General features: G+C 56.3%; 34 protein-coding genes. 31 read left to right on the forward strand and 3 right to left on the reverse strand.

The genetic code is table 11. From position 1 onward, the window contains the following. Positions 1-17: 17 nt before the first annotated feature. From fusA to rplQ, 31 genes are all read left to right on the forward strand, one after another. The gene (gene fusA / locus KI611_RS01860; RefSeq protein ID WP_226418137.1) at positions 18-2,111 is read left to right on the forward strand and encodes an elongation factor G; all 2,094 of its coding nucleotides are present in this window, start codon (positions 18-20) and stop codon (positions 2,109-2,111) included. 21 nt (positions 2,112-2,132) lie between these two features. Continuing rightward, a complete protein-coding gene (tuf, locus tag KI611_RS01865) occupies positions 2,133-3,323 on the forward strand; it encodes an elongation factor Tu (protein WP_226418128.1) in 1,191 nt (396 codons plus the stop codon). Between the two features lie 62 nt (positions 3,324-3,385). After that, the gene (gene rpsJ / locus KI611_RS01870) at positions 3,386-3,697 is read left to right on the forward strand and encodes a 30S ribosomal protein S10 (protein ID WP_028994183.1); all 312 of its coding nucleotides are present in this window, start codon (positions 3,386-3,388) and stop codon (positions 3,695-3,697) included. A gap of 109 nt (positions 3,698-3,806) precedes the next feature. Then, the gene (gene rplC, locus KI611_RS01875; protein ID WP_226418138.1) at positions 3,807-4,445 is read left to right on the forward strand and encodes a 50S ribosomal protein L3; all 639 of its coding nucleotides are present in this window, start codon (positions 3,807-3,809) and stop codon (positions 4,443-4,445) included. A 9-nt stretch (positions 4,446-4,454) separates the two neighbouring features. Next, complete coding sequence (rplD, locus tag KI611_RS01880; protein WP_226418139.1) at positions 4,455-5,078, forward strand: 50S ribosomal protein L4; 624 nt, start codon at positions 4,455-4,457, stop codon at positions 5,076-5,078. Continuing rightward, entirely contained in the window at positions 5,075-5,377 is a 303-nt protein-coding gene (gene rplW, locus KI611_RS01885; RefSeq protein WP_226418140.1) for a 50S ribosomal protein L23, read from the forward strand. The genes rplD and rplW overlap by 4 nt, the downstream gene beginning before the upstream one ends. Continuing rightward, positions 5,377-6,204, forward strand: coding sequence for a 50S ribosomal protein L2 (gene rplB / locus KI611_RS01890; protein ID WP_226418141.1), 828 nt, complete (start codon positions 5,377-5,379; stop codon positions 6,202-6,204). Before rplW ends, rplB begins: the two co-directional genes overlap by 1 nt. Positions 6,205-6,214: 10 nt before the next feature. Continuing rightward, a complete protein-coding gene (rpsS, locus tag KI611_RS01895) occupies positions 6,215-6,490 on the forward strand; it encodes a 30S ribosomal protein S19 (protein ID WP_226418142.1) in 276 nt (91 codons plus the stop codon). Between the two features lie 9 nt (positions 6,491-6,499). Beyond that, a complete protein-coding gene (gene rplV / locus KI611_RS01900; protein ID WP_066879987.1) occupies positions 6,500-6,829 on the forward strand; it encodes a 50S ribosomal protein L22 in 330 nt (109 codons plus the stop codon). 9 nt (positions 6,830-6,838) lie between these two features. After that, on the forward strand, positions 6,839-7,624 hold the full coding sequence (gene rpsC, locus KI611_RS01905; protein ID WP_226418143.1) for a 30S ribosomal protein S3: 786 nt from the start codon (positions 6,839-6,841) through the stop codon (positions 7,622-7,624). A 1-nt stretch (position 7,625) separates the two neighbouring features. Next, positions 7,626-8,039 (forward strand): 50S ribosomal protein L16, encoded by a 414-nt coding sequence (gene rplP / locus KI611_RS01910; RefSeq protein WP_226418144.1) that lies wholly within the window; start codon positions 7,626-7,628, stop codon positions 8,037-8,039. 2 nt (positions 8,040-8,041) lie between these two features. Further along, complete coding sequence (rpmC, locus tag KI611_RS01915) at positions 8,042-8,236, forward strand: 50S ribosomal protein L29 (RefSeq protein WP_226418145.1); 195 nt, start codon at positions 8,042-8,044, stop codon at positions 8,234-8,236. Then, a complete protein-coding gene (gene rpsQ / locus KI611_RS01920) occupies positions 8,233-8,499 on the forward strand; it encodes a 30S ribosomal protein S17 (RefSeq protein WP_226418146.1) in 267 nt (88 codons plus the stop codon). The genes rpmC and rpsQ overlap by 4 nt, the downstream gene beginning before the upstream one ends. Positions 8,500-8,655: 156 nt before the next feature. Continuing rightward, positions 8,656-9,024 (forward strand): 50S ribosomal protein L14, encoded by a 369-nt coding sequence (gene rplN, locus KI611_RS01925; protein ID WP_066879990.1) that lies wholly within the window; start codon positions 8,656-8,658, stop codon positions 9,022-9,024. Between the two features lie 10 nt (positions 9,025-9,034). After that, the gene (gene rplX / locus KI611_RS01930; RefSeq protein WP_226418147.1) at positions 9,035-9,352 is read left to right on the forward strand and encodes a 50S ribosomal protein L24; all 318 of its coding nucleotides are present in this window, start codon (positions 9,035-9,037) and stop codon (positions 9,350-9,352) included. A gap of 9 nt (positions 9,353-9,361) precedes the next feature. After that, positions 9,362-9,901, forward strand: a complete 540-nt coding sequence (rplE, locus tag KI611_RS01935; protein WP_226418148.1) for a 50S ribosomal protein L5 — start codon at positions 9,362-9,364, stop codon at positions 9,899-9,901. 7 nt (positions 9,902-9,908) lie between these two features. Further along, on the forward strand, positions 9,909-10,214 hold the full coding sequence (gene rpsN, locus KI611_RS01940) for a 30S ribosomal protein S14 (RefSeq protein WP_226418149.1): 306 nt from the start codon (positions 9,909-9,911) through the stop codon (positions 10,212-10,214). A 14-nt stretch (positions 10,215-10,228) separates the two neighbouring features. Then, complete coding sequence (gene rpsH, locus KI611_RS01945) at positions 10,229-10,624, forward strand: 30S ribosomal protein S8 (protein WP_117607656.1); 396 nt, start codon at positions 10,229-10,231, stop codon at positions 10,622-10,624. 11 nt (positions 10,625-10,635) lie between these two features. Continuing rightward, positions 10,636-11,166, forward strand: a complete 531-nt coding sequence (gene rplF / locus KI611_RS01950) for a 50S ribosomal protein L6 (protein WP_226418150.1) — start codon at positions 10,636-10,638, stop codon at positions 11,164-11,166. Between the two features lie 9 nt (positions 11,167-11,175). Then, entirely contained in the window at positions 11,176-11,532 is a 357-nt protein-coding gene (rplR, locus tag KI611_RS01955; RefSeq protein WP_226418151.1) for a 50S ribosomal protein L18, read from the forward strand. Between the two features lie 26 nt (positions 11,533-11,558). Continuing rightward, entirely contained in the window at positions 11,559-12,086 is a 528-nt protein-coding gene (rpsE, locus tag KI611_RS01960) for a 30S ribosomal protein S5 (RefSeq protein ID WP_226418152.1), read from the forward strand. Between the two features lie 3 nt (positions 12,087-12,089). After that, on the forward strand, positions 12,090-12,272 hold the full coding sequence (gene rpmD / locus KI611_RS01965; protein WP_226418153.1) for a 50S ribosomal protein L30: 183 nt from the start codon (positions 12,090-12,092) through the stop codon (positions 12,270-12,272). Positions 12,273-12,275: 3 nt separating this feature from the next. Further along, a complete protein-coding gene (rplO, locus tag KI611_RS01970; RefSeq protein ID WP_226418154.1) occupies positions 12,276-12,710 on the forward strand; it encodes a 50S ribosomal protein L15 in 435 nt (144 codons plus the stop codon). Positions 12,711-12,730: 20 nt separating this feature from the next. After that, entirely contained in the window at positions 12,731-14,053 is a 1,323-nt protein-coding gene (gene secY / locus KI611_RS01975) for a preprotein translocase subunit SecY (RefSeq protein ID WP_226418155.1), read from the forward strand. Between the two features lie 6 nt (positions 14,054-14,059). Next, the gene (gene infA / locus KI611_RS01980) at positions 14,060-14,278 is read left to right on the forward strand and encodes a translation initiation factor IF-1 (RefSeq protein WP_226418156.1); all 219 of its coding nucleotides are present in this window, start codon (positions 14,060-14,062) and stop codon (positions 14,276-14,278) included. A 75-nt stretch (positions 14,279-14,353) separates the two neighbouring features. Further along, positions 14,354-14,467 (forward strand): 50S ribosomal protein L36, encoded by a 114-nt coding sequence (gene rpmJ, locus KI611_RS01985; RefSeq protein ID WP_028994206.1) that lies wholly within the window; start codon positions 14,354-14,356, stop codon positions 14,465-14,467. Positions 14,468-14,518: 51 nt separating this feature from the next. Continuing rightward, complete coding sequence (rpsM, locus tag KI611_RS01990) at positions 14,519-14,881, forward strand: 30S ribosomal protein S13 (protein WP_226418157.1); 363 nt, start codon at positions 14,519-14,521, stop codon at positions 14,879-14,881. Positions 14,882-14,893: 12 nt separating this feature from the next. Then, positions 14,894-15,283, forward strand: a complete 390-nt coding sequence (gene rpsK, locus KI611_RS01995; protein WP_226418158.1) for a 30S ribosomal protein S11 — start codon at positions 14,894-14,896, stop codon at positions 15,281-15,283. A 12-nt stretch (positions 15,284-15,295) separates the two neighbouring features. Further along, a complete protein-coding gene (gene rpsD, locus KI611_RS02000) occupies positions 15,296-15,925 on the forward strand; it encodes a 30S ribosomal protein S4 (RefSeq protein WP_226418159.1) in 630 nt (209 codons plus the stop codon). Between the two features lie 24 nt (positions 15,926-15,949). Continuing rightward, positions 15,950-16,924 (forward strand): DNA-directed RNA polymerase subunit alpha, encoded by a 975-nt coding sequence (locus KI611_RS02005; RefSeq protein WP_226418160.1) that lies wholly within the window; start codon positions 15,950-15,952, stop codon positions 16,922-16,924. A 58-nt stretch (positions 16,925-16,982) separates the two neighbouring features. Then, positions 16,983-17,384 (forward strand): 50S ribosomal protein L17, encoded by a 402-nt coding sequence (gene rplQ / locus KI611_RS02010; protein ID WP_226418161.1) that lies wholly within the window; start codon positions 16,983-16,985, stop codon positions 17,382-17,384. A 49-nt stretch (positions 17,385-17,433) separates the two neighbouring features. Here rplQ and KI611_RS02015 read toward each other — a convergent pair whose 3' ends face one another. The 3 genes from KI611_RS02015 to KI611_RS02025 are packed head-to-tail and all read right to left on the reverse strand — an operon-like array spanning position 17,434 to position 19,573. Beyond that, positions 17,434-18,162 (reverse strand): amino acid ABC transporter ATP-binding protein, encoded by a 729-nt coding sequence (locus tag KI611_RS02015; protein WP_226418162.1) that lies wholly within the window; start codon positions 18,160-18,162, stop codon positions 17,434-17,436. After that, positions 18,159-18,833: an ABC transporter permease subunit gene (locus KI611_RS02020; protein ID WP_226418163.1), complete on the reverse strand. Its 675-nt coding sequence runs from the start codon at positions 18,831-18,833 to the stop codon at positions 18,159-18,161. Before KI611_RS02020 ends, KI611_RS02015 begins: the two co-directional genes overlap by 4 nt. A 2-nt stretch (positions 18,834-18,835) precedes the next feature. Next, positions 18,836-19,573 (reverse strand): amino acid ABC transporter permease, encoded by a 738-nt coding sequence (locus KI611_RS02025; protein WP_226418164.1) that lies wholly within the window; start codon positions 19,571-19,573, stop codon positions 18,836-18,838. Positions 19,574-19,589: the final 16 nt, after the last annotated feature.

Consider the following 19,589-nt stretch of genomic DNA (forward strand, 5'->3'; position numbering starts at 1 on the left):
TTTCAAAGGGCTCTAACGTGGCACGTAAAACTCCTATCGAGCGCTACCGGAATATCGGTATCAGCGCTCACATCGACGCCGGCAAGACGACGACGACTGAACGTATCCTTTTCTACACCGGTGTTAACCACAAGATCGGTGAAGTGCATGATGGCGCTGCCACCATGGACTGGATGGAGCAGGAACAGGAACGTGGTATTACCATTACCTCTGCTGCGACCACCTGCTTCTGGAGCGGTATGGACAAGCAGTTCCCGCCGCACCATATCAATATTATCGACACCCCGGGGCACGTGGACTTCACCATTGAAGTCGAACGTTCGATGCGTGTGCTTGATGCCGCCTGTATGGTCTATTGCGCCGTCGGTGGTGTGCAGCCGCAGTCGGAAACCGTTTGGCGTCAGGCTAACAAGTACGGCGTGCCCCGCCTGGCCTTCGTGAACAAGATGGACCGCTCTGGCGCCAACTTCTTCAAGGTGGTCGAGCAACTGAAGGTGCGCCTCAAGGCGAATCCGATCCCGGTGGTCATCCCCATTGGTGCAGAGGACAACTTCGAAGGTGTGGTCGACCTGATTCGCATGAAGGCGATCTACTGGGACGAAGCGTCGCAAGGCATGAAGTACGACGCTCGCGAAATCCCGGCCAATCTGGTTGATGAAGCCAATACGTGGCGCGAGCAAATGGTTGAGGCCGCTGCCGAGGCGTCAGAAGACCTGATGAACAAGTACCTCGAAAATGGTGAGCTTTCCGAAGCCGACATCATTTTTGGTTTGCGCACGCGCACGCTGGCTTGCGAAATCCAGCCGATGCTCTGCGGTACCGCCTTCAAGAACAAGGGCGTGCAGAAGATGCTGGACGCCGTGATCGAGCTGCTGCCGTCGCCGGTCGATATTCCGCCGGTCAAGGGTATTCTCGAGAACGAAACCGAAGGCGAACGTCGTGCCGCCGATGATGAGCCGTTCTCCGCGCTGGCCTTCAAGATCATGACCGACCCGTTCGTTGGCCAGTTGATCTTCTTCCGCGTTTATTCCGGCGTGATCAATTCTGGTGATACGGTCTACAACCCGGTCAAGGGCCGCAAGGAACGTCTCGGTCGCATCCTGCAGATGCACGCCAATCAGCGTGAAGAAATCAAGGAAGTGCGCGCTGGCGACATCGCTGCTGCCGTGGGCCTGAAAGAAGCCACGACCGGCGATACGCTGTGTGATCCGGCGAAGGTCATCACCCTGGAGCGCATGGTTTTCCCGGAACCGGTGATTCACGTTGCCGTCGAACCGAAGACCAAGGCCGACCAGGAAAAAATGGGCCTGGCGCTCGGTCGTCTGGCTCAGGAAGATCCGTCGTTCCGTGTGCGTACCGACGAAGAGTCCGGTCAGACCATTATTTCGGGTATGGGCGAGCTGCACCTGGAAATTCTGGTTGATCGCATGCGTCGTGAATTCAACGTCGAAGCAACCGTCGGTGCGCCGCAGGTTGCCTACCGCGAGTGCATCAAGAAGGCTGTCGAACAGGAAGGCAAGTTCGTCAAGCAATCCGGTGGTCGTGGTCAGTTCGGTCACGTCTGGCTCAAGATCGAGCCGAACGAAGCCGGCAAGGGTTACGAATTCATCGATGCGATCAAGGGCGGTGTCGTGCCCCGCGAATTCATTCCCGCGGTTGACAAGGGTTTGCGTGATGCAGTGACGAGCGGTGTTTTGGCTGGCTTCCCGGTTGTCGACGTGAAGTTCACGTTGTTCGACGGCTCCTATCACGACGTTGACTCGAATGAAAACGCGTTCCGCATGGCCGCTTCCATGGCTTTCAAGGAAGGCATGAAGAAGGCTAATCCGACGCTGCTTGAGCCGATGATGGCCGTTGAAGTCGAGACCCCGGAAGAGTACATGGGCAACGTCATGGGTGACCTTTCCTCCCGTCGTGGCATCGTCCAGGGCATGGAAGATCAGGTCGGCGGCATCAAGTTGGTCAAGGCCGAGGTTCCGCTGTCCGAGATGTTTGGTTATTCGACTTCCGTGCGTTCGTTGTCGCAAGGTCGCGCGACCTACTCGATGGAATTCAAGCACTATACCGAGGCGCCGAAGAATGTCGCCGAGGCCGTCATTAACAAAAAGTAATTCGTTATTGGAGAACCGATAATGGCAAAAGAGAAATTTGAACGTACGAAACCGCACGTAAACGTGGGCACGATTGGTCACGTTGACCATGGCAAGACCACGCTGACGGCTGCGATCACCACGGTGCTGGCCAAGAAGTTCGGCGGCTCCGCCAAGGCGTATGACCAGATCGATGCGGCGCCGGAAGAAAAGGCTCGCGGTATCACCATCAATACCGCCCACGTCGAGTACGAAACCGCCAACCGTCACTACGCCCACGTTGATTGCCCGGGCCACGCTGACTACGTCAAGAACATGATTACCGGTGCCGCCCAGATGGACGGCGCCATTCTCGTCTGTTCCGCCGCTGACGGCCCGATGCCCCAGACCCGCGAGCACATCCTGCTGGCCCGTCAGGTCGGCGTGCCGTACGTGCTGGTGTACATGAACAAGTGCGACATGGTTGACGATGCCGAACTGCTCGAACTCGTCGAAATGGAACTGCGCGAGCTGCTCTCCAAGTACGATTTCCCGGGCGACGACACCCCGATCATTCACGGCTCCGCCCTGAAGGCTCTGGAAGGCGATCAATCCGAAATCGGCGAACCGTCGATCTTCCGTCTGGCTGATGCTCTGGACTCCTACATCCCGACCCCGGAACGTGCCGTTGATCAGCCGTTCCTGATGCCGGTGGAAGACGTCTTCTCGATCTCCGGTCGCGGCACTGTCGTTACCGGTCGTATCGAACGCGGCGTCGTCAAGGTTGGCGAAGAAATCGAAATCGTCGGTATCCGCCCGACCGTCAAGACCACCTGTACCGGTGTGGAAATGTTCCGCAAGCTGCTTGACCAAGGTCAGGCTGGCGACAACGTCGGCGCGCTGCTGCGCGGCACCAAGCGGGAAGATGTCGAACGTGGTCAAGTGCTGTGCAAGCCGGGTTCGATCACCCCGCACACCCACTTCACCGGCGAAGTGTACGTGCTGTCGAAAGACGAAGGTGGTCGTCACACCCCGTTCTTCAACAACTATCGTCCGCAGTTCTACTTCCGCACGACCGACGTGACCGGCGCGATCTCGCTGCCGGAAGGCGTTGAAATGGTCATGCCGGGTGACAACATCCAGATGACCGTCAAGCTGATCGCTCCGATCGCCATGGAAGAAGGTCTGCGTTTCGCCATCCGTGAAGGCGGTCGTACCGTCGGCGCCGGTGTCGTTGCCAAGATCATCGAGTAATTCGTTCTTTTTGAAATCCGGGGTGGAAGCGATTTCACCCCATCGTTCTTTGGAAGCCAAACATGCAAAGTCAAAAAATCCGTATCCGTCTGAAGGCCTTCGACTATCGCCTGATCGATCAGTCTGCTCAGGAAATCGTTGAAACCGCCAAGCGTACCGGTGCTGTTGTTCGTGGTCCCGTGCCGCTGCCGACGCGTAAGCAGCGTTTTGACATCCTGCGTTCGCCGCACGTCAACAAGGCTTCCCGTGATCAGTTGGAAATTCGCACCCATCTGCGTCTGATGGATATCGTTGATCCGACCGACAAAACCGTTGATGCCCTGATGAAGCTGGATCTGCCGGCAGGCGTCGACGTCGAAATCAAGTTGCAGTAATTAGGGGTTGCGGATATAATCCGCGCCTTTCGGGGGTGGCCGGCGACGGCTGCCCATTTGTTGTTTTACATCGACCGGCCAATCGCAGCCGGCGATGAGGAGAATAACCATGAGTCTAGGCCTTGTAGGTCGCAAGGTCGGCATGACTCGCATTTTTGCTGAGGATGGCGCGTCCATTCCGGTAACTGTGCTTGACGTGTCGAATAACCGTGTGACCCAAGTTAAAACGCCGGAGTCCGATGGCTATGCAGCCATTCAGGTCTCTTTCGGCAAGCGCCGTGCCTCGCGTGTTTCCAAGCCCCTTGCTGGCCATTTGGCCAAGGCGGGTGTGGAATCCGGGCACGTCTTCAAGGAATTCCGTATCGATGCTGATCAGCTGGCTACTTTTAAGGCCGGCGATCAGGTTGCTGCCACCATTTTTGCCGAAGGGCAGAAAGTGGATGTCAGTGGCAAGTCCATTGGTAAGGGCTTCCAAGGCGGCATCAAGCGCCATAATTTCAGCTCCAATCGTGCTACCCACGGTAACTCGCTGTCGCATAACGCGCCGGGTTCTATCGGTATGGCGCAGGATCCGGGTCGTGTTTTTCCGGGTAAGCGCATGGCCGGTCATATGGGTGATGTCCAGACCACGATGCAAGGACTGACGATTGTTCGCGTCGATGTTGAACGCCAGCTTCTGCTGGTCAAAGGTGCCGTTCCTGGTGCCAAGGGTTCCGACGTCGTTGTGCGTCCGGCAGTCAAGGCTTAAGGGGGCGACATGGAACTTAAGGTAATTAACGAACAAGGACAGGAAGCGGCCAAGTTGCAGGCTTCCGACGTGCTGTTCGGTCGCGACTTCAATGAAGCGCTGGTGCATCAGATCGTCGTGGCCTATCAGGCCAATGGGCGCTCCGGTGACCGTCAGCAGAAGGATCGCTCCGAAGTCCGTCACACCACGACCAAGCCGTGGCGCCAGAAGGGTACGGGTCGTGCCCGTGCCGGTAGTAATGGCAGCCCGCTGTGGCGTGGGGGCGGTCGGATTTTTCCGAGCTCTCCTGAAGAGAATTTTAGCCATAAGGTTAACAAGAAGATGTTCCGCGCCGGTATGGCCGCGATCCTCTCCGAGTTGGCCCGTCAGGATCGCCTGGTTGTGATCGATAGCCTTTCCATCGACGCGCCGAAGACCAAGCTCTTCACCGAGAAGTTGAAAGGCTTGGGTCTGGAAGGCAATCTTCTGATCATCACCGACAAGCTGAGTGAGAATTTGTATCTCTCGTCACGCAATCTGCCCAACGTTCTGGTTCTCGAGGCCCAGGAAGCTGATCCGGTATCCCTGGTTCGCTTTGCCAAGGTTCTCGTTACCAAGGATGCCGTGGCCAAGTTCGAGGAGATGTGGGGATGAACCAAGAACGTCTGCTGCAGGTGCTGCTGGCACCGCAAATCTCCGAGAAGGCCACTTACCTGGCCGACAAGTTCGAGCAAGTGATCTTCCGCGTTGCCACCGATGCAACCAAGCCGGAAATCAAAGCTGCCGTCGAACTGTTGTTCAAGGTTGAAGTTGAGTCCGTTCAGGTCGCCAACGTCAAGGGTAAGGTCAAGCGCTTCAAGGGCGCAACCGGTCGGCGCAAAGGCTGGAAGAAAGCCTATGTGAGCCTGAAGCCGGGCCAGGAAATCAATTTTGTTGAAGGGGGGAATGCCTAATGGCTCTCGTTAAAGTCAAGCCGACTTCCCCGGGTCGCCGTGCCGTCGTTTTGGTCGTCAATCCGAATCTGCACAAGGGCAAGCCTTTTGCAGGTCTGGTTGAAGCCAAGTCCGGGAATGCCGGTCGTAACAACAATGGCCGCATTACCGTTCGTCACCAAGGTGGCGGGCACAAGCAGTCTTATCGTGTAATCGATTTCAAGCGGGCCAAGGATGGTATTCCGGCCAAGGTTGAACGTCTCGAATATGATCCGAATCGCACCGCCAATATCGCACTGTTGTGCTATGCCGATGGCGAGCGTCGTTACATCATTGCCAACAAAGGCATGGTGGTTGGTCAGCCGGTCATGAGCGGTTCCGAAGCGCCGATCAAGTCCGGGAATGCTTTGCCGATTCGCAATATTCCGGTTGGTACGACGATTTGCTGCATTGAAATGTTGCCTGGCAAGGGAGCTCAGTTGGCTCGCTCTGCTGGCGCATCGGCTCAATTGCTGGCTCGCGAAGGTACCTATGCGCAGATCCGTCTACGCTCCGGTGAGGTTCGTCGGGTTCACGTCGAGTGCCGCGCCACCATCGGTGAAGTCGGTAACGAAGAGCACAACCTGCGCAAATACGGTAAAGCCGGTGCCATGCGTTGGCGCGGTGTTCGTCCGACCGTTCGTGGTACTGCCATGAACCCGGTTGATCACCCGCACGGTGGTGGTGAAGGTCGTACTGGCGAAGGTCGTGTGCCGGTTAACCCGTGGGGTCAGCCCACCAAGGGCTACCGCACTCGCAGCAACAAGCGCACGAACAGCATGATCGTTCAGCGCCGTCATAAGCGTTAAGGGGTAGGAAATGGGACGTTCTCTCAAAAAAGGCCCGTTTGTTGATGCGTACCTGATCGACAAGGTCGAAGCGGTTCGCGCCACAGGCGATAAGCGCCCGATCAAGACTTGGTCGCGTCGTTCGACGATCCTCCCCGAGTTTATCGGTCTGACGATCGCTGTTCACAATGGCAAGCAGCATATTCCGGTGTTCGTCACCGAAAATATGGTCGGTCACAAGCTCGGCGAATTTTCGCTGACCCGGACGTTCAAGGGTCACACCGCCGGCAAGAAGGCCAAGAAGTAAGGAGCTGACATGGAAACTCGTGCAAGTCTGCGAGGCGTACGCCTCTCTGCGCAAAAAGGTCGCCTCGTGGCTGATCTGGTGCGTGGCAAGCCGGTTGGTCAGGCTCTCAACATCCTGGCCTTTTCCCCGAAAAAGGGAGCTGGTATCGTTAAAAAAGTGCTGGAGTCGGCTATCGCCAACGCCGAGCATAACGACGGTGCTGATATCGACGAATTGAAGGTGAAAATCATCTACGTCGAAAAAGGCATGGTGCTCAAGCGCTTTACGGCGCGCGCCAAAGGTCGTGGCAATCGGATCATCAAGCCGACCTGCCACATCTATCTGACCGTTGGTAACTAAGGAAAAGCCATGGGACAGAAAATTCATCCGACTGGCTTCCGTCTGGCCGTCACCAAGAACTGGAGTTCACGCTGGTACGCTAACAGCAAGGACTTTCCCGGGATGCTCAACGAAGATATCAAGGTTCGTGAGTATCTCAAGCGCAAGCTGGCACATGCTTCGGTTGGTCGCGTTCTTATCGAGCGCCCGGCGAAGAATGCCCGCGTAACCGTTTTCTCTGCTCGTCCTGGCGTCGTCATCGGCAAAAAGGGCGAAGACATCGAACAACTCCGTTCGGATCTTCAGCGCATCATGGGCGTTCCCGTCCATGTTTCGATCGAAGAAATCCGCAAGCCGGAAATCGATGCGCAACTGATCGCCGACTCGATTGCCCAGCAACTTGAAAAGCGCATCATGTTCCGCCGCGCCATGAAACGTGCGATGCAGAACGCGATGCGTCTTGGTGCCCAAGGGATCAAGGTGATGAGTGCCGGTCGTCTGAACGGTGCCGAAATCGCCCGTAGCGAGTGGTACCGCGAAGGTCGCGTGCCGCTTCATACATTGCGTGCCGATATCGATTACGCAACTTCTGAAGCGCTGACCACCTACGGCATCATCGGGATCAAGGTCTGGGTTTACAAGGGCGACATGCTTGATCGCAACGAGCAGCCGGAAGTTGTTGAGCCAGCTGCTGATGATCGCCGCCCGCGTCGTGCCCCCGGCAAGCCGGAAGGTGACAAGCCGCGCACCCGCACCGTCAAGAAGGCCGACGGCGCAGGTGATCCGGCCAAGCGCGTAAGAAAGGCAGGTGCTTAACATGTTGCAACCAAATCGTCGCAAGTTCCGCAAGGAGCAAAAGGGACGTAACGAAGGTCTGGCCACCCGCGGCACCAAGGTGTCGTTTGGTGAGTGGGGCCTGAAGGCGACCGGTCGCGGCCGTCTGACGGCTCGTCAGATTGAAGCAGCTCGCCGTGCGATGACCCGCCACATCAAGCGTGGCGGCCGCATCTGGATCCGTATTTTCCCGGACAAGCCGGTTTCCAAGAAACCTGCCGAAGTTCGAATGGGTAACGGTAAGGGTAATCCGGAGTATTGGGTTGCCGAAATCCAGCCGGGCAAAGTGCTCTATGAGATGGATGGTGTCAATGAAGCTCTGGCGCGCGAGGCCTTTGCGCTTGCGGCCGCTAAGCTGCCAATTGCCACCACCTTCGTGACTCGTCATCTGGGGTAATCATGAAAGCTAGTGAATTGAGAACCAAGAGCGTGGACGAGCTCAACAAGGAATTGCTGGACCTCCTGAAGGCCCGGTTCGGTCTGCGTATGCAGCTTGCTACCCAGCAGCTGTCCAATACCAGCCAAATGTCCAAGGTGCGCCGCGACATCGCTCGCGTCCGCACGCTTATCCGTGAAAAGGCGGTGCAGCAATGAGCGAAACCACCAGTAACAAACGTACTCTGATCGGTCGCGTTGTCAGCGACAAGATGGAAAAAACGGTCACCGTCCTTGTCGAACGTAAGGTCAAGCACCCGATGTATGGCAAGGTGATGGTTCGTTCCAAGAAATATCACGCTCACAATGACGGCAATACGGCCAAAGCCGGTGATCTGGTAGAGATTGTCGAAACGCGTCCGGTTTCCCGTACCAAGTCTTGGGCAGTAACTAGCGTTCTGCAAAAAGCGATCGTTGTATAACGATTTATTTTGAAAGCGCTTGCCTAGTCAACTAAGAAGCCGGTATAATCCGGCTTCTTTTTTGCGAGCCGCCACATTCGCTGGCTTGCAAAGTTGTTCGACCCGTACGGGTTCCAAGACTGACCGCGCAAGCGGATTAAGTTGGAGTATAAATTAATGATTCAGATGCAGACGACTCTGGACGTCGCCGATAACACCGGCGCCCGTTCAGTAATGTGTATCAAAGTGCTGGGTGGATCCAAGCGCCGCTATGCGGGTATTGGTGACATCATCAAGGTCAGCATCAAGGATGCTGCGCCGCGTGGCCGCGTTAAAAAAGGCGATGTTTACAATGCCGTGGTGGTTCGTACCGCCAAGGGTGTTCGTCGTCCGGATGGTTCGCTGGTTCGCTTTGATGGCAATGCCGCAGTTCTTCTCAACAACAAGCTCGAGCCTCTTGGCACGCGCATCTTTGGCCCGGTGACACGCGAACTGCGTACCGAGCGCTTTATGAAGATCGTGTCCCTTGCTCCTGAAGTGCTGTAAGGAACGCGAGATGGAAAAGATTCGTAAAGGCGACGAAGTCGTAGTTATTACCGGTAAAGACAAGGGTAAGCGCGGTTCCGTGCTGTCTCGCGTCGGTGAAGAGCATGTGCTTGTTGAGGGTGTCAATCGTGCCAAAAAGCACGTGAAGCCGAACCCGATCAAGGGCGTAGCTGGCGGCATTGTTGATAAAGACATGCCGATTCATCTCTCCAATGTTGCGCTGTTCAATCCTGCTACCAAGAAAGCCGATCGTGTTGGCTTCAAGCAGTTGGATGATGGCCGCAAGGTTCGCGTGTTCAAGTCGAACGGCGAACTGGTGAACGCATAAGGGACAGTCATGGCGCGTTTGCAGCAGTTTTATAAAGAAACCGTCGTCGGTGATTTGGCCAAGCAATTTGGCTACAAATCGGTGATGGAAGTGCCGCGGATCACCAAGATCACCTTGAATATGGGTGTTGGTGAGGCTGTGGCTGACAAGAAGGTTCTTGAGAATGCCGTTGGCGACATGCAGAAGATTGCGGGTCAAAAGCCGGTGACGACCAAGGCTCGCAAGTCCATTGCTGGTTTCAAGATTCGTGACGGTTACCCGATTGGTTGTATGGTCACCCTGCGTGGTCCCCGTATGTTCGAGTTCCTCGATCGTCTGGTAACCGTGGCTCTGCCGCGTGTTCGTGACTTCCGTGGTATCTCCGGCAAGGGTTTCGATGGCCAGGGCAACTACAACATGGGCGTCAAAGAGCAGATCATTTTCCCGGAAATCGAGTACGACAAGATCGATGCTCTCCGGGGTATGAATATCAGCATCACCACGACCGCGAAGACCGATGCAGAAGCGAAAGCCCTGCTCGTAGCGTTCAAGTTCCCGTTCAAGAATTGAGGCAATCATGGCAAAACTTGCTCTGATCAACCGTGATGAAAAGCGCCGCAAAATGGTCGCGCAATACGCCAAAAAGCGTGCGGCCCTGGAGGCGATCTTCAATGACGTAAGCCTCTCTGACCAGGAGCGCTACGACGCTCGTCTGAAGATGCAGGCACTTCCGCGTAACTCCAGCCCGTCCCGTCTGCGCAATCGTTGCGCTCTGACCGGTCGTCCGCGTGGTGTTTTCCGTAAATTCGGTCTGTGCCGTAACAAGATCCGTGAGCTGGCCTTCAATGGCGAGATCCCGGGTGTTGTTAAGGCCAGCTGGTAAAAGGAGATTCAGAAATGGCTATGAGCGATCCGATCGCGGACATGCTGACACGCATCCGCAACGCCCAGCTCGCCGAAAAGGCGTCTGTCTCCATGCCGTCGTCCAAGGTGAAAGTGGCTATCGCCGCTGTGCTGAAAGATGAAGGTTACGTTGATGATTTCGCAGTTCGTCAGGCTGATGGCAAGCCGACACTCGATATCGCACTCAAGTACTATGCCGGTCGTCCGGTCATTGAGCGCATCGAGCGTGTCTCCAAGCCTGGTCTGCGGATTTACAAGGGCTGTGAAGATATCCCCCGCGTCATGAACGGTCTGGGCGTCGCCATTGTGTCGACCCCCAAGGGCGTCATGACTGACCGCAAGGCTCGTGCCAGCAAGGTTGGCGGCGAAGTCCTTTGCATCGTGGCGTAAGGAGGGAATTCATGTCTCGTATTGGTAAGAATCCTATTGTTCTGCCCGCCGGCGTCGAAGTCACGGTTGGTGAGCGCATTTCCGTCAAGGGGCCGCTGGGTACCTTGTTGGCTGCTGCTCACCCGTCCGTACAGGTGTCTGTTGAAGGTCAGAACGTCCAGGTCTCCAAAGTTGAAGGTGCGGTTAACTCCAGCGCCATGTGGGGCACCATGCGTGCCAACCTCAACAACATGGTGATCGGTGTCTCCAAGGGGTTTGAGAAGAAGCTGCAGCTGGTTGGCGTGGGTTACCGCGCTCAGGCTCAAGGCGATATTCTGAATCTGTCGCTGGGGTTTTCTCACCCGGTGGCGCACAAGATGCCTGCTGGTGTGAAAGTCGAATGTCCGACCCAGACCGAAATCCTGATCAAGGGGTCTGACAAGCAACAGGTCGGCCAGGTTGCTGCCGAAGTCCGTGCGTATCGCAAACCCGAGCCCTACAAGGGCAAGGGTGTTCGTTACTCGGATGAAGTGGTGGTTATCAAGGAAACCAAGAAGAAGTAAGGGTGGCATATGTTTAACAAGAAACAAGCGCGTCTGCGCCGTTCCCGCCAAACCCGGGCCAAAATCGCCGAGCTTAAGGCTGTGCGCTTGTGCGTTAATCGCACGAACTGCCACATTTACGCCCAGATCATTTCACCCTGCGGCGGCAAGGTCTTGGCTTCGGCTTCCACGCTCGAAACGGTGGTCCGTACGGACCTGCCGAATGGCGGCAACAAGGCTGCGGCAACTACGGTTGGCAAGCTGATCGCCGAGCGCGCCAAAGCTGCCGGCATCGAGCAGGTTGCTTTCGATCGTTCCGGTCTTCAGTACCATGGTCGTATTCAGGCGCTGGCTGAAGCCGCGCGTGAAGCCGGTCTGAAGTTCTGATCGCCGCATAAGGATAAGGTTAGAAAATGGCTAAACCTGAAAGAAACAAAAAGCCGCAACACGCTGAAGAGCGTGATGACGGTATGCGCGAGAAGATGGTTGCGGTCAACCGCGTCACCAAGGTAGTGAAGGGCGGCCGTATTCTCGGTTTCGCAGCACTGACCGTGGTTGGCGACGGTGATGGCAGCATCGGCATGGGTAAGGGCAAGTCCCGCGAAGTGCCGGTTGCCGCTCAGAAGGCTATGGAAGAGGCCCGTCGCAAGATGGCCAAGGTCAGCCTGAAGAACGGTACCGTTCATCACACCGTTTTTGGTCGCCACGGCGCTACTACCGTGATGATCCAGCCTGCTCCGGAAGGTACGGGCATCATCGCCGGTGGCGCCATGCGCGCTGTCTTCGAGGTTGTCGGTGTCACCAATGTGGTGGCCAAGGCTCATGGCTCGACCAATCCCTACAACATCGTGCGTGCCACTATCGACGGTTTGTCGAAAGTGAATACGCCGGCCGAGATTGCCGCCAAGCGTGGCTTGTCGGTTGATCAGATTCTGGGGTAAGTCATGGCTGACAAAAAAATCAAAGTGACGCTCGTCAAAAGCATCATCGGTACCAAGCAGGACCATCGCGCCACCGTGCGCGGCCTGGGGCTGCGCAAGCTGAACAGTTCGGCCGAACTGGAAGATACGCCGGCTGTTCGCGGCATGATCCAGAAGGTTCAGTATCTCGTTAAGGTTGAGGGTTAAGCCATGCGTCTGAATACCATCAAACCGGCCGAAGGTGCCAAGAAGGCCGCCAAGCGTGTTGGCCGTGGCATCGGTTCTGGCCTCGGCAAGACCTGTGGTCGCGGTCACAAGGGTCAAAAGTCCCGTTCCGGCGGTTTCCACAAGGTCGGCTTCGAGGGCGGTCAAATGCCGTTGCAACGTCGCTTGCCCAAGCGTGGTTTCAACTCGCTGACGCGCGCTCGCAACTACGAAGTCCGCCTGACCGATCTCGATCGCCTGCCGATCGATGAGATCGATCTGTTGGCGTTGCAAGCCGCAGGTATCGTTCCTGGTGATGCGCTGGCCGCCAAGGTCATCCTCGCAGGTGCAATTACCCGCAAAGTTACGCTCAAGGGCGTCGGTGCGACCAAAGGTGCCAAGGCTGCTATCGAAGCAGTCGGTGGTTCGGTCGCCGAGTAAGTTAGGGAAAGGTTAGAACGTTGGCTGCAAATCCCAATACCGTTGGTAAAGGTGGCAAATTTGGCGATCTGAAACGCCGTCTTTGGTTCCTGCTCGGTGCGCTCGTGGTTTACCGCTTGGGCGCCCATATCCCGGTGCCCGGGATTGATCCCAACGTTCTTTCCGATCTGTTCAATTCGCAGCAAGGTGGCATCCTGGGCATGTTCAACATGTTCTCCGGGGGCGCCTTGTCGCGGTTTACGATTTTTGCATTGGGGATCATGCCGTATATTTCGGCGTCGATCATCATGCAATTGATGAGTGTAGCCAGTCCCCAACTTGAGGCCCTCAAGAAGGAAGGCGAGGCGGGGCGTCGCAAGATTACCCAATACACCCGTTACGGCACCGTGTTGCTTGCGCTGTTTCAAGGCATCGGTATTGCCGTTGCTCTCGAGTCGCAGGCCGGATTGGTCAACGATCCAGGGTTCATGTTCCGTTTGACGACTGTGTCGACCCTGCTGACCGGCACGATGTTCCTTATGTGGCTGGGTGAGCAGATCACCGAGCGTGGGCTTGGTAACGGTATCTCGATTATTATTTTCGCGGGTATTGCCGCCGGATTGCCGACTGCCATTGGCGGCTTGCTCGAGTTGGTGCGCACCGGAGCAATGCATCCGCTGACCGCCCTGATCATTTGTATTCTTGTAGTGGCCGTTACCGGATTTGTGGTTTTTGTCGAGCGTGGTCAGCGAAAAATTCTCGTCAATTACGCCAAACGCCAGGTTGGTAACAAAATTTACGGCGGGCAGAGTTCGCATCTGCCGCTCAAACTGAATATGTCGGGCGTCATCCCGCCGATCTTCGCGTCGTCCATCATCCTGTTCCCGGCGACCATCGCAGGTTGGTTCGGCTCCGGAGAGTCGATGAGCTGGCTGAAAGACGTGGCGGGTACGCTTTCTCCGGGTCAGCCGATTTACGTGATGCTTTATGCTGCCGCGATCATCTTCTTTTGTTTCTTCTACACCGCGCTGGTCTTCAATTCAAAAGAGACCGCCGATAACCTGAAGAAGAGCGGTGCGTTCGTTCCCGGTATTCGTCCTGGCGAGCAAACGGCGCGCTACATCGACAAAATCCTGATGCGCTTGACGCTGATTGGCGCCGGTTACATCACTATCGTCTGTTTGCTCCCCGAATTCCTGATTTTGAAATGGAACGTTCCGTTCTATTTCGGTGGCACCTCGTTGTTGATTATCGTAGTCGTGACCATGGACTTCATGTCTCAGGTTCAGGCTTATGTCATGTCGCATCAATACGAAAGTCTCTTGAAGAAAGCAAACTTCAAGGGAGCACCTATGAACAAGTAATCAGTTATGGCCAGGGAAGATTACATTGAAATGCAAGGGGAGGTGGTTGAGAACCTCCCGAATGCGACCTTCAAGGTCAAGCTGGAAAATGGGCACATAGTGCATGGATTCATCTCTGGAAAAATGCGTATGCACTATATACGCATCCTTCCGGGCGATAAGGTGACCGTGCAGTTGACGCCCTACGATTTAACCAAGGCGCGGATCGTTTTCCGCGTTAAGTAAAAAGTTCTCTACGCAATAAACCGCAGGGCAAGGAATCACGGCTGCTTCCAAGCTCTCGCAGACGAGGAGTAAAACATGAAAGTTCAACCTTCAGTGAAGCGCGTTTGCCGCAATTGCAAAGTCATCCGTCGCAAGGGTGTGGTGCGCGTCATTTGCAAGGACCCGCGTCATAAGCAGCGCCAGGGCTAATGCTCTGTCGTGTCCGGCATTTGTTAATTTTCGAAATATTGGAGTGATTCGATGGCCCGTATTGCAGGGGTAAACATTCCGAACCATCAGCATGCTGAAATTGCCTTGACGGCGATTTACGGCATCGGTCGTACCCGCGCACAGAAGATCTGTGATGCGGCCGGCGTTGGTCGTACCATCAAAATGAAAGACTTGTCCGACACGGACATGGATCGTCTGCGTGACGAAGTGGGGAAATTCACCGTTGAAGGTGACTTGCGCCGCGAAGTTACGATGAACATCAAGCGTCTGATGGACCTAGGTTGCTACCGTGGACTGCGCCATCGCAAGGGTTTGCCTTGCCGTGGTCAGCGCACCCGTACCAATGCACGTACCCGCAAAGGTCCGCGCAAGGCCATCGCTGGCAAGAAGTAATAGGGACAGAACATGGCAAAGACTGCTACCAAAGTTCGCAAAAAGGTTAAAAAGAACGTCGCTGAGGGCATCGCCCACATTCACGCCTCGTTCAATAACACCATCATCACCATTACCGACCGTCAGGGCAACGCGCTGTCCTGGGCAACTTCCGGTGGTGCCGGCTTCCGCGGTTCGCGTAAGTCCACCCCGTTTGCCGCTCAGGTCGCTGCCGAAGCTGCCGGTAAGGCTGCTCAGGAATGTGGCGTCAAGAATATTGAAGTCCGTATCAAGGGCCCCGGTCCTGGTCGTGAATCTTCCGTCCGTGCGCTCAACGCACTGGGCATGAAGATCACTTCAATTTCCGACGTGACGCCGGTGCCGCATAACGGCTGCCGTCCGCCTAAAAAGCGCCGCATCTAAGGAGAAAGACAAGTGGCTCGTAATCTCGATCCGAAATGCCGTCAGTGCCGCCGCGAAGGCGAAAAGCTGTTCCTGAAGGGCGAAAAGTGTTTTACCGACAAGTGTGCCATCGAGCGTCGTTCGTACGCTCCTGGCCAACACGGTCAAAAATCCGGCGCCCGTCTGTCCGACTACGGCGTGCACCTGCGCGCCAAGCAGAAGATTCGTCGCGTCTACGGCGTGCTCGAAGGCCAGTTCCGCAAGACTTTCGCCGAAGCTGAGCGCCGCAAGGGCCAGACCGGTGAGAATCTGCTGCAACTGCTGGAAGCCCGTCTCGACTCCGTTGCCTACCGTATGGGTTTTGCCGCTTCGCGCAGCGAATCCCGCCAGGTCGTCCGTCACAACGGCGTGCTGGTCAATGGTAAGCGCGTCAACATCCCGTCGTATCTGGTCAAGCCGGGCGACGTGGTGCAGTTGACCGATCGGTCCCGTGCCTCCCTGCGTTGCAAGGCCGCCCTCGAAGCTGCGGAATCCCGTGGTTTCCCGGAATGGATTGCAGTTGACGTCAAAGAAGGCAAGGGAACGTTCAAGGCCATGCCGCAGCGCTCAGAGCTGCCGTCGACCCTGAACGAAGGTCTCGTCATCGAACTTTATTCGAAGTAAGCACTGAGCAGAGGAATTTAGCCCATGCAAAGCAGTGGACTTCTGAAACCCCGCATCATTGATGTGCAGAGCGTTTCGCCCGTGCAAGCCAAGGTTGTGATGGAGCCGTTTGAACGCGGTTACGGTCACACCTTGGGAAACGCCCTGCGACGCATTCTGCTGTCTTCGATGCCGGGTTATGCGCCGACCGAAGTCGGAATCGAAGGCGTGCTCCATGAGTACTCCACCGTTGATGGTGTTCAGGAGGATGTCGTCGATATCCTTCTCAACCTGAAGGGTGTCGTATTCAAGCTGCACGGCCGCGATGTCGTGAATCTCAATCTGGTCAAGGAAGGTGAAGGTCCGGTTCGTGCTGGTGATATCGAATTGCCGCACGATGCGGAAATCATCAACCCCGAACATGTGATCGCTCACCTGTCTCCCGGCGGCAAGCTGTCCATGGAGATCAAGGTCGAAAAAGGTCGCGGCTATGTGCCGGGCAACGTCCGTAATCTGGGCGATGCCAAGACGATCGGTAAATTGGTTCTGGATGCTTCGTTCAGCCCGATTCGCCGCGTCGCCTACGCTGTGGAAAGCGCTCGCGTCGAGCAGCGGACCGACCTCGACAAGCTGATCGTCGATATTGAAACCAACGGCGTCGTCGAGCCGGAAGAGGCCATTCGCTACGCGGCACGCGTGCTGATGGAACAACTCTCCGTCTTTGCCGACCTGGAAGGTACTGCACCGGTTACCGAGGCCTCCAAGCCGGCCCAGGTTGATCCGGTTCTGCTCCGCCCGGTTGATGATCTCGAATTGACCGTTCGTTCTGCGAACTGTCTCAAGGCTGAGAACATTTACTACATCGGCGATCTGATTCAGCGCACCGAGAATGAACTTCTCAAGACCCCGAATCTGGGTCGCAAGTCGTTGAATGAGATCAAGGAAGTGTTGGCCGCGCGCGGCTTGACTCTGGGCATGAAATTGGAAAATTGGCCGCCGGCCGGTCTGGAAAAAGTCTAAGGACTTTTTTCGACCCGGGCAGTCAAGGGACGCCTGTAGAACATAGAAAGGATTAACCATGCGTCACCGTTTGGGACTTCGCAAACTCAACCGTACTAGCAGCCATCGCCTGGCGATGCTGCGCAACATGACCGTTTCCCTGCTCAAGCACGAGGCCATCAAGACCACCCTGCCGAAAGCTAAGGAACTGCGCCGTGTTGTTGAACCGATGATCACGCTCGGCAAGAACCCGACGCTCGCTAACAAGCGTCTGGCCTTCGACCGTTTGCGCGATCGCGACATCGTCGTCAAGCTCTTCGCCGAAATCGGCCCGCGTTACGCCAAGCGTCCGGGTGGCTACCTTCGCATCCTGAAGTGTGGCTTCCGCGTTGGTGACAATGCACCGATGGCCTTCGTCGAGTTGCTTGATCGTCCGGAGCCTACCGAGGCTGTGGAAATCGACGAAAGCGCTGCTGCCTAAGCAGCGTCTGCATCAAAAGTTAAAAGGCCGGGGTTTCCCGGCCTTTTTTTTAGTGCTGCAAAATTTTCGAGAGAAACTGGGTCGCTCGCTCCGAACGCTGCGTACCGAAGAAATCGTCCTTCGTCGCGTCCTCGATGATCTTGCCCTCGTCCATGAAAATGACCCGGTCAGCCACCTTGCGGGCAAATTCCATTTCATGGGTGACGCACATCATGGTCATGCCCTCCTGGGCGAGTTCGACCATGACATCGAGTACCTCGTTGATCATTTCCGGGTCGAGGGCCGAGGTCGGTTCATCGAGCAGCATGCAAATCGGGTCCATGGCCAGTGCCCGGGCAATGGCGACACGTTGCTGTTGGCCGCCGGAGAGTTGGCCGGGATATTTTTTGGCTTGGGCGTTCAATCCGACGCGATTGAGCATTTTCATTCCGCGCTCGAGTGCTTCGTCCTTGCTGCGGCCGAGGACTTTGATCTGGGCAATGGTCATGTTTTCGGTAATGTTCATATGCGGGAATAGCTCGAAATGCTGGAAGACCATGCCAACGCGGGATCGCAGCTTGGGCAGATTGGTTTTCGGGTCGCCGACCGAGGTGCCCTTGACGATGACTTCTCCGGACTGAAACGGCTCGAGTCCGTTGACGCATTTGATCAGCGTCGATTTGCCGGAGCCCGATGGCCCACAAACGACGACAACTTCGCCTTTCTGGACCGTCGTCGTGCAATCGGTCAGCACCCGAAAGTCGCCATACCATTTGGAAATATTGCGGATTTCAATCATTGGGAGAATCTCGCTTGGAGGCGCTTCACTAGCCGGGAGACGGAGAAGCAAATGACAAAATACACGGCGCCGGCGAAAAGCAGCAGTTCGACCAGTCGGCCGTCGCGGTCGCCGACCCGGGAGGCGGTGCCGAAAAAGTCGGAGAGGCCGATGACGTATACCAGGGAGGTGTCCTGGAACAGGATGATCGCCTGGGTCAGGAGGAGCGGCATCATGTTGCGGAAAGCCTGGGGCAGAACGATCAGCCGCATCGTTTGGGCATTGGTGAATCCGAGTGCCTGGCCGGCGGCGACCTGGCCTTTCGGAACGCTTTGGATACCGGCGCGAATGATTTCGGAGTAATAGGCTGCTTCGAACAACGCAAAGGCAGTCAGTGCCGAAGTCAGGCGGATGTCGCCGAGACCTTCGCCAAATACCGATTTGATCGCCTGCGGGATGATCAGGTAGAACCACAAGATAACCATCACCAGCGGTACCGAGCGGAACAGATTGACGTAACCGGCGGCCAGCGTGGCGAGCAGCCGGCTGTTGCCAAGGCGCAGGATGGCGAGGACGGTGCCCCAGACAACACCGACGACGATTGCGGTACCCGTGATCTCGAGCGTCGTCAGCATGCCTTTGGCGAGGAGCGGAATCGCTCCGGGAATCGACGACCAGTCAAATTCATACATGTTCATTTGCTCCCGATATACCCGGGTATGCGAACGCGCTGTTCAAGGCGGCGCATTAGCGACATCACCGTCACATTGATGATGACGTAAAGCAGGGTGACCGCGATGAACGCTTCATATGGCTGGGCGGTGAAATCGACCAGTTGCTGGGCCTGACGGGAGAGTTCGACCAGGCCGATCGTGGTGGCGACGGCGGAGTTCTTGAAAATATTGAGAAATTCGGAAGTCAGTGGCGGCACGATGATGCGATAGGCCATCGGGAGCAGTACATAGCGGTACAACTGCGGCAACGTGAAGCCCATCGCCTGGCCGGCCGCTCTTTGCCCCGGCGGCAGCGAGTTGATCCCGGCGCGCACTTGTTCGGCCACCCGGGCCGAGGTGAACAGGCCCAGACAGAGCATTGCCGAGAGAAATTGCTGGAGCAGGGGATCGGTCTGCTTGAAGGCATTTCCCCAGTCGACCGGCAGGAGTTCCGGAAGCACGAAATACCAGATGAAGAGCTGAACGAGCAGCGGGATGTTGCGAAAGACTTCGACATAACCGGTCGCCAGCTTGTTTAGCCAGCGGTTGGGGACGGTGCGCAGGACGCCGACGATGGAGCCGATCAGTAAGGCAATGAGCCAGGCGCCGAGGGAGAGGGCGATGGTCCATTTGAATCCCTCAAACAGCCACGCCAGATAGGTTCCTTCCCCGGTCGCGCTCGGTTGCAGGAAGACTTGCCAATTCCAGCTGTACGCCATTGCCTAACCATCCCCC

Source organism: Dechloromonas denitrificans, from assembly GCF_020510685.1.
GTDB classification, from domain to species: Bacteria; Pseudomonadota; Gammaproteobacteria; order Burkholderiales; family Rhodocyclaceae; genus Azonexus; species Azonexus denitrificans_A.